Below are 13,673 nucleotides of genomic sequence, written 5' to 3' on the forward strand. Positions count from 1 at the left end.
GGATTATGGAATGAGAATTAGTTTTAAAAATAATGGATACGCCAAATTTCTCATTTATGATTTATATTAGTTTTAGGTGACATCGATTTTCAGACTTAATTAAGTGAATTTCATTTAATGCTTAAGGAATATGGTTTGGTTTCGCTTAGCGCTTCTTATCGCAGCATCTAGTATTTCCATGACCAGTATATTATTATCTAAGGACGATAAATCGTATTTAGCAACTTTTGTTTTCCCTTTTATGACTGAGGCAAAATAGACAAAAGGATCATTATTAGGTGATTTTAGCTCCTCAAGTGTCATTCTTTCTTCTTTATAATCGTCATAACCCAAACCGATTCTTATTCTCATATCGTTTCTATTATCTGCATAAAGCACACCTTTTAGACCGTATACCTCCATATCTTTGCGACCAATGGGCCAATTCCATGATGCTTGAATTACAGCAACCATTTTGTCATAGGTTAATAATATTATGGCCTCATCATCTACTTTAGGATTATTTTGGGGTTGTTGTTGCATCGTTATGGCTGTAACACTATTTGGTCGTTGGCCGTTAGTGATCCATGTCAATAAATTGGCACCATAACATCCAAAATCCATAATTGCACCACCTCCGTTTAATATTGGATCGGTTAGCCATTCGAGGAACTCTTTATCAACGCCAATTTTTTTTGGTCCTTTATGCCCATCTCTCACTATTACTTTTCTAAGGTTACCAATTAAAGTGTCTTGTTTAATAAGGTTATAAATTTTATGATTGGTAGGGTACCATGTTGTTTCATAATTAGTTAGTAAGTGAATTTGGTGTTTGTTCGCTATCGTTTTCATTTTCATGGCATGTTCTAAACTTACGGCCAAGGGTTTTTCTACCATGACGTGTATGCCTTTAGGAGCACAAGTCTCAACAATATTTAAATGGTCATAAATAGTACCAAAAGCGGTTACAGCCTCGGGAGATTTAATTTTAATAAGTTCATCTAAACTTTCGTAAACCATGTCCATTGAAAACTGGTATTGATCTGCATAACGTTGCGCCAATTCTTTATTTGGCTCAACAATCCCAACGATTTCAAAATCCTCGAATTGATTACTGTTAAAAACCCAGTGAACGTGTGTATGTGTTAAGCCAATCACACCAATTTTTACAGGATCTGTCTGCGCAAAAACAGAACAAGAGACAATCACTAATAAACTAAGTGTGAATACAATTTTTTTCATATTAATCTATTATTCTATCAAAAGTTTGATATATAAACCGAGTAGAAGTTGAATCCGTAACAATATCGAATTTTAAATTAGTGAACTTTGCATTAAAGCGTCCAGAACCCTTTTTTGGTTGTAAATCTTCTAATTTATTCCAATGCTTCATTTGTAGCGGTATAACTGCACACAGGCCATCTCCTTGAATGTAAAAAAACAGGTATTCTGTTCCTTCAATCTCTTTATAATCCTTAAGCCAATAATTTAATTTGTTGCGGTCTAAAGTATTTAGTACTCTGAGTAATTCGTCTTTATAAATTTTTGAATTAGGAGTATTAATATCGAATATTGGATTTGTATTTACACATTTTGGGCGGTCACAGGACTGAAGTATTATTAAGACCAATAGATGGAAAAAAAAAGAACTACTAAATTTATTGAACATATTATTGAAATGGTTTTAATTTAAATCAGCGATATCCTAAGCTTAAGGCTCCTAAACGCAGAGAAAAAACGAAAAGGGTCTTTTCTATTACAAGACTCTAAATCTATAAGTGTTTTATGATTATCAATCATTAGTAGAATGATTTTTGATCTTGACATTTATGTTCTCTTCAAATTTATTGTGAATTAGAATAATGGTTAACCCAAACAGCACTGCAAAGACAATTAATATTGTACTTATAAGGCCTGTAACACCAAAGGATAATCTAATTAAAATAGTTGAAACAACAAAGCCTGAGTTTCTTATGATTTTATGGAATTTGTCTGTATAAAAAAACGATACGAGAAGCAATACAACATCCACCAAAATGAGTACAGTAAAAAAGTCATCGAAAAAAAGATTATTAATACTTTCAAAAGATGGAACTTGATTTGTTGATAATGAAATACCTGAATACCATTCAATTGATGTGGTGATAGCCATAAGAAAGAAAAGTGGGACTAAAACAACTGCAATAAGCTTCTTCTTGTTTATAAATCGAACGATTTTTGGTTGTAAATTAGGCTTTATAATCTGTTTAAGTTTGCCTTGCTTTTGAAATTGATAGATTAAGTAAAAAAGAATTACCGAGGCCAAAATATCATAGGTAAATTGAAGATCATCCTTTATTTCAAACCAATCTGTTGATAATTCCAGGACAGACAGATCTTTGAATAATTTTCTAATAATAATCAAGGTAATGATCTCATACTGTTTTGTAATATAGGTTGTGAACGATTTAGGCAAGTAATAAATAAGAAGATAGACCTCATAAATCAGTATAAAGGAGAACGGCGTGTAAATTGCCGAAATGGGATTTTGCAGTAATTCCCAATCAGGTGTAAAACCTACCACCTTAAAATTGGTTAGATAAATTAAAATGAGATGGATAAAAAAGCTTACTAAAGCTATTACTAAGATTACTTTTTCAGTTTGTTTTTTTGTTTTTTCTGATAAAAAGAAATCGTAGAGCCTGTTTAATGCAGTGACAGTTTTTTCCATTAATGTAAAGTTGGCTAGTTTTAATTGCTTTCTTAAGGTAATCATTTCATTCTACAATACATAAATTATATTTGCAATTCAAAATCTAGCATTAAATCAAATATTGTTTTGACTTTGGGTAACACCATTATTTATTCTAAAATGAAAACTATTTTATTCAGCTTCTTATTTGTCCCTATCATTGTTTTTGGGCAGCTAAAGGAAAAAGATTCTCTTAAGATCAATGCAGATCTGTCACTAACTGGATTTTTACAGGCAGGGAACGTTGAAACTGTAATTTTTAGGGCGACTTCTAACTTTAGTTTTAAACCATGGAAAAAGGCGCTTTTTGAAACCAACAATTCCTATGTATATCAGGAATTTGGCAAGCAAAAGGCAGATGAGGACATCTTGAGTCTTAATTTTCTGCGGTTCACGCCAGAACGCACTATTTCACCTCTTGTACTTGGCTTTGTGAGCACAAATTTTAGACGTGAAATTGATATAAGATACATTTTTGGTGCAGGTGCTACTTTTAATATTTTCAAAGAAAAAAAGAACTTTTTGAAGTTTGCGCTAACTTTCGAGTATGAAAACACTGATTTTAAGAAAACTGTCTTTAATCAGTCACAGTATAATGGCAATGCCTCCATTAATACTTGGCGAGGAACGCTGTGGGTCAAAGGAGAATACCATATGTTTAAGAACAAAATGATATTTAGTCACGAAAGTTATTTTCAACCTTCATTGGAAGAAAGTGATAATTACAGGTGGCGCGCAGATTTTAGTTTAGAATTTCCTATTTGGAAGTTCCTTAGCTTTAAAATAAATTACCTAGATACCTTTGAAAGTGTTGTAATTCAGGATCAAAAACAAGATGATAGTGTCATTTCCTTTGGATTCAAAATAAAAAACTACTTATAAGTTTGGACTTTAGGTTTATTTTTTGGTGAGGATTATCGTTTAACATTCTTTATTTACAAGGCACACTTTTATAGTCCCATGCTCATGAGACTAATGATTCAAAAAAAATTAACGCTCTTCAATGCTTGGTTTTAAATATTTCCAAAGCATAAAGCTACCAGCTATTAAGTTTAAACCAATAAAAAGAGATCCATAAATTATAAGTTGTGTATAGTTATCATTAGGTTTTGTAAATTCTGATAATTCAGATAATAGCGCCAATACTAAATAGAGGTTAACAAAAATTAATACTGAAGCAATTACTATACCTGATACTGACTTCTTGTAAAAGAGCTGATAGGTCAGTAAAGCTAGAAAGATAATTGCAAACGGATTAAAAAGATTTGCTGTTAAAATCCAATAATAGATTGTTGCTACAACAAGGTATAGCTCAGGCAATAGTTGGAGGAGGGTTTTTGTTTTCAAATTAATTTATTGGATTGGCTATTAAAATAACGGTCTATTTTTCGTTTTATTTACTTACCGCTAAATTTTTCTTGGTGGTCGTTCAAAACATTCCAAATTGAGAAATGCAGTTGTACAACTACATCATTAACTAAATCTGCATTAAAACGTATTACATTAACAACTTTAGTTCCGATATTATTTCAAATGCCCAAATTGTTATTCTTGGGCATTTGAAATAATATCCATTAAAAATTAGCTCTGTGGTACAGGAAACCCTCTGTCGCGCATGAGGGCTTCAATTTTAGCATCTCGTCCTCTAAATAATCTGTACGCTTCTGCAGGATCCATAGCGTTACGTGGTGCAAATAGATACTTCACCAGTTTATCTGCTAATTCCTTGTCATAAAAACCGTTTGGTGCTTCTCTAAAGGCTTCTGAGGCATCACTAGTCAATACATCTGCCCACATGTAACCATAATAAGCTGTTGCATAACCTTCACCCGAAAATACGTGCCCAAAATGTGGTGTTCTGTGGCGCATTGGCAATTCTTTTGGCATGCCTAATTCATCTAAAGTCTTCTGCTCAAAAGCATAGATATCAATATCCGTTGGATCTGCTAAATGCAACTTCATATCCATTAAGGCAGAAGCTAAATATTCAGTTGTAGCAAACCCCTGATTAAAGGTTGAAGCATTCTTAATTTTTTGAACTAATGATGCTGGAATAGGCTCTCCTGTTTTATAATGTACCAAATACGTATTGATGACTTCATCTGTGGATAACCAGCGCTCTAACAATTGCGATTGAAACTCTGTATAATCTCTTACGCCACCATTTAAGGTAGGGTATTTCACATTGGAAGAATAGAAGTGTAATGCATGACCGAATTCATGGAAGAACGTTGTGGCATCATCCCAAGATATTAAAACGGGTTCACCAGGAGCTGGTTTCACAAAGTTATTATTATTTGAAGCTAAGACTGTTTTTTCACCTTCAAAAGACGTGTAACTTCTGTAAGTTGTGGCCCAAGCTCCTGAACGTTTACCTTGTCTCGCAAATGTGTCTAAATACCATAGGCCAATATGTTTACCAGTAGTTTTATCGTTAACCTCCCAAACTTTAACATCTTCTTGAAATACAGGAACTGTGCCTTCTTCAACAGGTGTGAACTCAAAATTAAAAAGTTCGCCTGCGACAAAAAACATAGCATCCCTGAGCTTATCCAATTGCAAATACTGTTTTACTTCATCACTATCTAAATCATATTTTTTCTGTCTTACTTTTTCTGCATAGTAGCGATAGTCCCATGGTTCAATTGTAATGTTATCGCCGAGGTCATCAGCAATTGCCTGCATATCGGCCACTTCTTCCTTTACTCTTGCTGTTGCCGCTGGCCAAACCGCTTCCATTAAATTCATGGCGTTCTCAGGGTTTTTAGCCATACGATCTTGTAAGCGCCATTCAGCATAATTATCATAGCCTAACAAGCCAACGCGCTCCTTACGTAACTTTAAAATGGCAGCGATTATTTCATTATTGTCGTATTCGTCGCCATTATCACCTCTTGAATAGTAATTGGTCCATACTTGCCTGCGTAAGTCACGATTAGTAGAGTAGGTAAGAAATGGATCCATTGACGAACGTGTATTGGTAATAGCGTACATACCTTCTTTACCATTATCCTTTGCAATTTTAGCAGCGGCCTTAATAAATGCATCTGATAATCCATCTAATTGATCTTCATTCAAATAGGTTATATAATTTTCTTCATCGTGTAGAACATTATTTGAAAACTTGGTATAAAGCGAAGATAATTCTTTGTTGATTTCTGCATAACGTTTTTTCTTCTCAGCATCAAGGTTAGCACCATTCATTTCGAATTGCTTGTAGGTAAGTTCAACAACGCGTTGCGCTTGAGGTTCAAGTGGATTTTCCTGAGACGCATCATATACAGATTTGATGCGTTGGAATAATTTTTCATTTTGAGAAATTTTAGATCTAAAGTCCGATAATTTTGGTGCTAACTCAGCCTGAATTTCCCTAAACTTTGGAGTAGAAACATTACTAGACATGATACCATAATAGGCAAAAACCCTATCTAGAACCTTACCTGAGCTTTCCATAGCTTCGATAGTATTTTCAAAGGTTGGCTCATCTTGATTGTTCGCAATGTCCTCAATTTCTTTAAGGTTGAGCTCCATACCTTTCTCAACAGCCTCTTTAACATCCTCAACTTTCATTTTGTCAAAGGCTGGAGTGCCATTATAAGGCCCTGTCCATTCTTTAAGTAAACTATTATCTGTCATTAATTCTTCGTTTGATACGTTGTCTTTTTTACAACTTGAAAGGAGAACCACCGTACAAAAGAGTGCAGGTTTAATTGATTTGAATATCATAGTTATTAGTTTTTAATCAGGCTTATAAAGGTATTAAAAACAGTACGGAAATGCTGTCAATTACCGTAATATTTCAACCTTTCTAATGTATACGTTTTGTAGTGGCCATTCGCCTTCATCTGTTTCTACTTTATTTATCTCATCTACTACATCCATACCCCTTATAACCTCACCAAAAACAGTATAACCCTTGTCTAAATAATCCGCACCACCAGGCCTTTGAACAATAAAGAATTGGTATGGAGAGGCGAGCTTATAGGCGTTTTCAATTTCGCTGCTTGGCATCGAAACAGCGCCGCGTTTATGGGTGTAACCTCTTTTAGTATCTGGAGGCAACAAGTATTTACCAATTTTTCTACGACGTTTTGCAATGTTATAGTCGTCGCTACTTCCTCCCTGGATTATAAAGTTCTCTACTACACGATAGAATTGGGTGCCATCAAAATACTTGAGTTTGGTGAGATAAATAAAATTTGCTCTATGGAATTTTGTTTTGTCGTACAGTAGAATGTCAATGGTTCCAAAATCGGTTGTAATTCTAACCGTATTTTCCTTATGCTCTTTTTCATACTCCAAGAAGAACTCCATTGCATTGGCATCCGTTAATTTAGGATACGTAATGGCAGTTTTCTTTTTGGGCTTTGCCTCAACAGTTGTTTTTAAAGAATCTTTATCTTTTATTGGCGCCTTTTGTTTTGTAGTTTGCTTATCTTCACAACTTGTAAGAAAAAGTGCTAGAAAGGCTATTAAAAGAATTCTCATAGATGCGTTTTAATTCGTTTTTAGATTCTGTTGTAAAAATAAAACATCTCGAGCTTTTGGGCGAATTGTCCCACGCTAAAATGTCTCCTCCATATCGATTGGAACTCGCCAAAAAAATGAAGGAAAAGGCCAAATCGGCTAAAAAAGCAGGAGTAATGGCCTTGTTTTATCCAAACGCACATTTGCAGACAAACTTGGTTTTAATTTTACGAAAAACCTATAAAGGTGTACATTCTGCACAAGTAGGTTTTCCAGGTGGTAAGTTTGAAGATGATGATAAAGATCTTATGACAACTGCAATTCGCGAAACAGAGGAGGAGGTTGGCATTTCTTCATCCAGGGTAAATATAATAAAGCCTATGTCACCGTTATACATACCACCAAGTAACTATATAGTTCACCCATTTCTTGGAGTAATGTCGGACACACCGCAATTTTACAAACAGGAAGAAGAGGTAGAAGATATTATAGAAGTTGCTCTGTATGATTTTTTGGATGAAAGCAACGTACTGACTACAAAAGTGCCCACATCTTACAATGTTGAGGTAGAGGTACCAGCCTTTAATCTCAACAATCATATCGTCTGGGGTGCTACGGCGATGATGTTAAGTGAATTAAAAGACATGTTAAAACAAGTTTTATAGCTGGTCTTATTTGTTACATTTGTAGTTAAAAGTAATCTAAATATTTAAAATGGGTTTATTTAAAACCAATCCTTTTGGACATATTCTTTGGGTAAAAAAGCTTTTAATTCGCGTATTGGGATTGCTTACCCACAGAAGGTTTAGAGGTTTTAATGAACTTCAAATAGAGGGTTCTGAAATTATTAAAGATTTACCCGATACCAATGTGCTCTTTATATCCAATCATCAAACTTACTTTGCAGACGTAATTGCAATGTTTCATGTTTTCAACGCTAGTTTAAGCAATAGGTTAGACAGTATAAAAAATGTTGGTTATTTATGGAATCCCAAACTAAATATCTACTACGTTGCGGCAAAAGAAACCATGAAATCCGGTCTGATTCCCAAAATATTTGCATACACTGGTTCAATTAGTATTGAGCGTACTTGGCGTGCAAAAGGGCAGGATGTTAACCGTCAGGTAAAAATGAGCGATATCACGAATATAAAGAAAGCACTAGACGACGGTTGGGTTATTACTTTTCCTCAAGGTACAACGACACCTTTTAAACCGATAAGAAAGGGTACTGCACATATTATTAAGCAATATAAGCCAATAGTTGTGCCTATTGTTATTGATGGATTTAGACGTTCGTTTGATAAAAAGGGCTTACGTATAAAAAAGAAAAATATCTTCCAGACGTTTGAAATTAAAGAGCCATTAGAAATAGATTATGAAAACGAAACGATTGATCAAATTGTTGAAAAAATTGAATACGCCATAGAACAACACCCTTCGTTTCTAAAAGTTATTCCACAGGAGGAATTGGAAGAAAAAGAGCGCTTAAATAAAGCGCTTCGTAACTGGTAAAGTATTAGACTTCTAGCTTTTTTAATTCGACATAATTTCTATTTAAACGCCTCAATAATATACCGTAAATCAATCGGTAGAATAGCCAAAAAATTAAAATAATTACGCCTGTCATAACAATTGTGATAGCGTAAAGTACGAGCATTTGTGTTGAATTCATAGAGGCTACCTGGTCATGAAACTCTGGGTTTTGATTAAACTCAAAATAGAGCGACAAAGGAATAGATATAAAAATCATAACCAAATTAAAGATCACATAGTATTTGATCACTTTGCGTGTTCTTAGAATACTCTCCATAAGCCGCTTTGCATTATCTGTGATTGAAATGGACTTATACGAGTTGTAGAGTAAATAGATAAATAAAATGATTACTCCAAAGCTCAAAAGTGACAATCCTACAAATAGAGGATTTTCATAGCTGGCATCAAGTTTTTCGCGGTATGAATCTGATAAGAAATAGGGTAATGTATTTACAAGAATCCAAAAGACAAATTCGGCTATACTAATGTAGAATAGGGTTTTTATAATCGATGAAGATTTTTTATGTAGCATCGGATATATTTCTAAATCCGTTAGATTTTTATACCCAGTTTCCGCTTTTTTCCAATCTTTCTTTAATAATTCTAATTCATCCATCGCTTTACGGATTTAATATTGTTCTCAATTTCTTTTTTACACGATTCATTTTAACACGTGCATTTACTTCGGTTATACCCAAAGTTTCACTAATCTCTCTATAATCCTTATCTTCTAAATACAAGAATACCAAGGCTTTTTCTATGTCGTTTAATTGATGAATTGCATTGTATAAGAGTTTCAACTGTTCCTCTTCCGTGTCATCATATTCTTCAGCTTTAATTTTAAACTGAACACTATCAAACTCTTGTGTGTTTATTCTTCGTTTAGATTTTCGGTATAGCGTAATAGCTGTATTTAATCCAACACGATACATCCAGGTACTAAACTTTGAATCGCCTCTAAATTTTGGAAAAGCACGCCATAATTGGATTGTTATTTCCTGAAACAAATCATTATGTGCATCTGCATTATTGGTATACAACCTACATACTTTATGAATAATGTTTTGATGCTGCTGCAACTGTTCAACAAAACGATGTTCGAGTTCTTTGTTCAATTGATGATTTTGGTTAGTTACACCATTAGTAGTTATACTTAGGTGTTTGTTACATTAATTTTTAAAATACCCATAACAATTAAGTACTGCGCTAATGCATAGGAAATCATTATAAATATACCTGAAAATGGAATACTGACATAGAACTTATTGATTGCCAATAAACTATCTGAAATCACAAAACTTATTGCTCCTGCAAGTACAAGTAGATAGCTCCTATTTGATACCTGTTTTTTTCTGAGAAAAGCTGTTATAGTCATAGTTAGAATTACTATAATGTAGAGCAAAACAGGTATTATCATTTCATCTAGTCTTTCCTTTAATAAAGTAAACAGTGAAACAGCATAAATAACTAATATTAATCCAAACCCAATTGCTTTCGTTGGTTTACTTCTGTGTTTTAGAAACGTAATTATATACATTATGTGTGCCAGTAAAAAAGCGAGTAAACCCAATGTAAAAAAAAGGGCATTCTGGGTCACAAACATGAGTAAAATGTCCCCAATAACAGAAAACAGCAATGCTAAAAGAGTAGTATTTCTAATGTCCTTTGGCAATACATCGGAATTATTATAGACCAAAATCATTAAGCTAAATACGATTGCTGGTTTTGCAAGGTAATGCGCATAAGTCAAACTGGACAGATTGCCGGTAACTAACTCTACTATAACAATTAACATGAATAAAATTGAGAACTTTTTTTCAGCAGTAGAAAGCATAGGTATTTTTTGATGTAGTTTCAAATATATTCAATTCGTCCTTGATATATAACAGTTCAGTTAAAATGAATTTCCAAATCTTAGGTATTACCAGAAATTTGTATCACAATCAATTAACGAACAGTATCATTAATGAAAACGCTAATCACACTCGTAACATTATTAATAGGTAGCACTATTTACGCCCAAACTACAATATCAGGAAGAGTGACCGACGCTAGAAATGAGCCTATACAAGGTGCCAATGTTTACTTAGAAGGTACTTATGACGGAGCTACCACAAACGAAAAAGGAAGTTTTATATTTACCACAGAAGAGCAGGGCCAACGTGCATTGATTATTTCCTTTCTTTCTTATGAAACCAAAACAATATTTGAGGACGTTTCGCAACTCAACAAATTAGAAATTAAATTAAGAGAGGATGTAGAAACCCTTGATGCTGTGGTATTAAGCGCTGGGACATTCGAAGCGAGCGACAACAGTAAGGTTTCTGTATTAAAACCTTTAGATGTAGTTACTACTGCCAGTGCATTAGGCGATTTTGTTGGTGCATTACAAACACTTCCTGGAACGTCCAATAATGCAGAAGACGGTCGTTTATTTGTTAGAGGAGGCGACGCAAATGAGACCCAGATTTTTATTGATGGTATCCGTGTATTTACGCCTTTTACGCCTACTACTAATAATCTTCCATCACGAGGTCGTTATTCGCCATTTTTATTTGATGGTATAACATTTTCTACAGGAGGTTATTCTGCTGAATTCGGTCAGGCGCTTTCAAGTGTCCTTCTTTTAAACACCATTGACGAGCCGGATCAGGAAAAAACAGAAGTGAGTTTAATGACTGTTGGTGCTACTTTGGGCAATACTCAAAAATGGGATAAATCATCATTGAGTTTTAATGCTTCATATATCAATTTAGCTCCGTATTTTGAAATTTTTGACAATCGCAACACTTTTCAAGAGCCATTTCAAGCCGCACAGGGCGAAATGGTCTTTAGACAAAAATTAAACAGCGGTATTTTTAAGTTTTATTCAGCTTTTGACTTTACTAACTTTAAATTGACGCAAGAGGATATTAATTTTGAAGACGGTTTAAATTTTAGTTTAGATAATAGGAATTTTTACCTCAACTCTTCTTACATAGGTGCGCTAGGTGATAGTTGGTCTCTTAGGACTGGAATTAGTTTTACTCACGATAACACAACAAATGGAATTGAGTCTATTGGGATAAATAGTTTTGAGAACTCTGCTCACCTGAAATTAAGATTAAAAAAACGTTTTAGTAGCCGTTTTAAACTGAGTCTAGGTGCTGAGCAATTCATTACGGGTTACAATGAAAGTTTTCAGAACGATAATTTTAATGTATCCTATGGTTTTGACAATAATATTACCGCCGGATTCACTGAAGCCGATGTCATTTTCTCTAAAACGTTTGCTTTAAAGGCTGGAATACGTGCTGATTATAGTTCAATTTTCAACAAAATGGAAGTTGCACCAAGATTAGCTTTGGCTTATAAAAGCTCCAAAAATGGTCAGTTTTCTCTGGCCTACGGTAACTTTTATCAAAACCCAGGTAATAATATCCTTCGGTTTGAACAAGATCTTGAGGCTCAAAAAACAACACAATACATTCTAAATTATCAGTATGTTAATGGTGGCAGAATTTTTAGAGCAGAGGCTTACAGAAAGGACTATGACAACTTAGTAAAATTTGACAGTGATTTTACTAATTTAAACAATGACTTGAATAATAATATCGATACAAACTTCAATACTAGCGGAGATGGTTATGCACAGGGAATTGATTTATTTTGGCGCGATAATTCAAGTATTAAAAATCTAGATTACTGGATAAGCTACTCTTATTTAGACACGGAGCGCAACCATCAGAATTTTCGAGAAGCGGCACAACCCAACTTTGCTTCAAATCATAATTTTTCTATAGTTGGAAAATATTGGATTGAAGATTGGAAAAGCCAACTTGGTATCGATTATACATTTGCTTCAGGTCGTCCATACAACAATCCCAATACAAATGATTTTCTTGCAGAGCGAACAAAATCGTTCAATAGTATAAGCTTAAACTGGGCATATTTAATCGATCAGCAAAAGATATTGTATTTCTCGGTGAACAATGTACTTGGCTTTAAGAATATCAATGGCTATCAATATTCAAATACGCCAGATGTAAATGGACAATTTGATCGAATGGCGTTCCGCCCAGCGACGGATCAATTCTTTTTTGTCGGCTTTTTCTGGACCATAAGCGAGGATGGTACAGATAATCAATTAGACAATTTGTAGCTTGCAGATACAGACCATTTGGGCAAATATGACTTTTGTCATAATTATTACGCTAAGTGATGATTAACTTTATACTATAAAATTAAACGTCATGGAACTCAAAAAAAATCCAAAAGCCAATGTAGGTCGAAACAGCAGTTTATATTTTGCTGTTGGCTTAAACGTAATGTTAGTTCTTACTTATTTAGGACTAGAACATAAGACTTACGAAAAAGAGAGTACTAAGATAGATATCTTAATGTTACAAGATCAATTAGAAGAAGATATTCCTATAACTACGATTAACATTCCACCTCCACCTCCACCTCCAAAGGCTATCGTTTCAGAAGCAATTAAAGTAGTTGAAGACGTTGATGATGTTGAAGAAACAGTTGTTGAAAGTACTGAAATGAGCCAAGATGATATTATTGAAGAGGTAGTAGCAGTAGAGGAAGTAGCAGTAGAGGAAGTAGAAGAAGATATAGAAGTTCCTTTCGCAGTAATTGAGAAAGTGCCTATTTTCCCAGGATGTAAAGGTAACAATGCGGCATTAAAAGCTTGTTTCCAAAAGAAAATGCAAGAACACCTACACAAGCATTTTAGATATCCAACTGTTGCGGCTGAGCTGAATATAACAGGTAGAGTATTTGTTTTCTTCCTAATTGACAAAGATGGAAAGGTCACAAAGATTAGAACCAGAGGTCCGGATAAATTGTTAGAAACAGAAGCTCAACGTATTATTAGTTTACTTCCTAAAATGGAACCAGGTAAACAACGAAACAAACCAGTAGGCGTACCATATAGCATACCAATTAATTTTGTATTGCAACAACAATAGAA

The 13,673-nt window shown here is 34.1% G+C and carries 14 protein-coding genes; 5 read left to right on the forward strand and 9 right to left on the reverse strand.

The genetic code is table 11. From position 1 onward, the window contains the following. Positions 1-114 precede the first annotated feature (114 nt). The 3 genes from LBU54_RS06920 to LBU54_RS06930 all read right to left on the reverse strand — a co-directional run bounded on the left by LBU54_RS06920 (position 115) and on the right by LBU54_RS06930 (position 2,689). Entirely contained in the window at positions 115-1,221 is a 1,107-nt protein-coding gene (locus LBU54_RS06920; protein ID WP_224527670.1) for a Gfo/Idh/MocA family protein, read from the reverse strand. A gap of 1 nt (position 1,222) precedes the next feature. Then, the gene (locus LBU54_RS06925; protein ID WP_224527673.1) at positions 1,223-1,648 is read right to left on the reverse strand and encodes a hypothetical protein; all 426 of its coding nucleotides are present in this window, start codon (positions 1,646-1,648) and stop codon (positions 1,223-1,225) included. A gap of 123 nt (positions 1,649-1,771) precedes the next feature. Next, positions 1,772-2,689 carry a hypothetical protein gene (locus LBU54_RS06930; RefSeq protein ID WP_224527674.1) on the reverse strand — a complete coding sequence of 306 codons (918 nt, stop codon included), beginning with the start codon at positions 2,687-2,689 and terminating at the stop codon, positions 1,772-1,774. A 141-nt stretch (positions 2,690-2,830) separates the two neighbouring features. On the opposite strand from LBU54_RS06930, the gene LBU54_RS06935 reads away from it, so the two are divergent. Continuing rightward, complete coding sequence (locus LBU54_RS06935; protein WP_224527676.1) at positions 2,831-3,592, forward strand: DUF481 domain-containing protein; 762 nt, start codon at positions 2,831-2,833, stop codon at positions 3,590-3,592. Positions 3,593-3,700: 108 nt separating this feature from the next. Here the strand turns inward: LBU54_RS06935 and LBU54_RS06940 are convergent, their stop codons facing one another. The 3 genes from LBU54_RS06940 to LBU54_RS06950 form a co-directional block, all read right to left on the reverse strand. After that, the gene (locus LBU54_RS06940) at positions 3,701-4,057 is read right to left on the reverse strand and encodes a hypothetical protein (protein ID WP_224527678.1); all 357 of its coding nucleotides are present in this window, start codon (positions 4,055-4,057) and stop codon (positions 3,701-3,703) included. A 234-nt stretch (positions 4,058-4,291) separates the two neighbouring features. Further along, positions 4,292-6,436, reverse strand: coding sequence for a M3 family metallopeptidase (locus tag LBU54_RS06945; RefSeq protein WP_224527681.1), 2,145 nt, complete (start codon positions 6,434-6,436; stop codon positions 4,292-4,294). Positions 6,437-6,496: 60 nt separating this feature from the next. Continuing rightward, on the reverse strand, positions 6,497-7,198 hold the full coding sequence (locus tag LBU54_RS06950) for a peptidylprolyl isomerase (RefSeq protein WP_224527682.1): 702 nt from the start codon (positions 7,196-7,198) through the stop codon (positions 6,497-6,499). A 2-nt stretch (positions 7,199-7,200) separates the two neighbouring features. Between LBU54_RS06950 and LBU54_RS06955 the strand changes: the two genes are divergently transcribed. Then, positions 7,201-7,842: an NUDIX hydrolase gene (locus tag LBU54_RS06955; RefSeq protein ID WP_224527684.1), complete on the forward strand. Its 642-nt coding sequence runs from the start codon at positions 7,201-7,203 to the stop codon at positions 7,840-7,842. Positions 7,843-7,891: 49 nt separating this feature from the next. Beyond that, positions 7,892-8,692: a lysophospholipid acyltransferase family protein gene (locus tag LBU54_RS06960; RefSeq protein WP_224527686.1), complete on the forward strand. Its 801-nt coding sequence runs from the start codon at positions 7,892-7,894 to the stop codon at positions 8,690-8,692. 4 nt (positions 8,693-8,696) lie between these two features. Here the strand turns inward: LBU54_RS06960 and LBU54_RS06965 are convergent, their stop codons facing one another. From LBU54_RS06965 to LBU54_RS06975, 3 genes are read right to left on the reverse strand one after another with little or no spacing between them, the layout of a single operon-like run. Continuing rightward, on the reverse strand, positions 8,697-9,329 hold the full coding sequence (locus tag LBU54_RS06965; RefSeq protein ID WP_224527687.1) for a hypothetical protein: 633 nt from the start codon (positions 9,327-9,329) through the stop codon (positions 8,697-8,699). Between the two features lie 4 nt (positions 9,330-9,333). Continuing rightward, positions 9,334-9,828, reverse strand: a complete 495-nt coding sequence (locus LBU54_RS06970) for an RNA polymerase sigma factor (protein ID WP_224527689.1) — start codon at positions 9,826-9,828, stop codon at positions 9,334-9,336. 38 nt (positions 9,829-9,866) lie between these two features. Then, complete coding sequence (locus LBU54_RS06975) at positions 9,867-10,547, reverse strand: lysoplasmalogenase (protein ID WP_224527692.1); 681 nt, start codon at positions 10,545-10,547, stop codon at positions 9,867-9,869. Between the two features lie 132 nt (positions 10,548-10,679). On the opposite strand from LBU54_RS06975, the gene LBU54_RS06980 reads away from it, so the two are divergent. Both LBU54_RS06980 and LBU54_RS06985 read left to right on the forward strand, forming a co-directional pair. Then, on the forward strand, positions 10,680-12,854 hold the full coding sequence (locus LBU54_RS06980) for a TonB-dependent receptor (RefSeq protein WP_224527694.1): 2,175 nt from the start codon (positions 10,680-10,682) through the stop codon (positions 12,852-12,854). A 91-nt stretch (positions 12,855-12,945) separates the two neighbouring features. Beyond that, positions 12,946-13,671 (forward strand): energy transducer TonB, encoded by a 726-nt coding sequence (locus tag LBU54_RS06985; RefSeq protein WP_224527696.1) that lies wholly within the window; start codon positions 12,946-12,948, stop codon positions 13,669-13,671. The last annotated feature ends 2 nt before the right edge of the window (positions 13,672-13,673 follow it).

It is taken from the genome of Winogradskyella alexanderae (assembly GCF_020166335.1).
GTDB classification, from domain to species: Bacteria; Bacteroidota; Bacteroidia; order Flavobacteriales; family Flavobacteriaceae; genus Winogradskyella; species Winogradskyella alexanderae.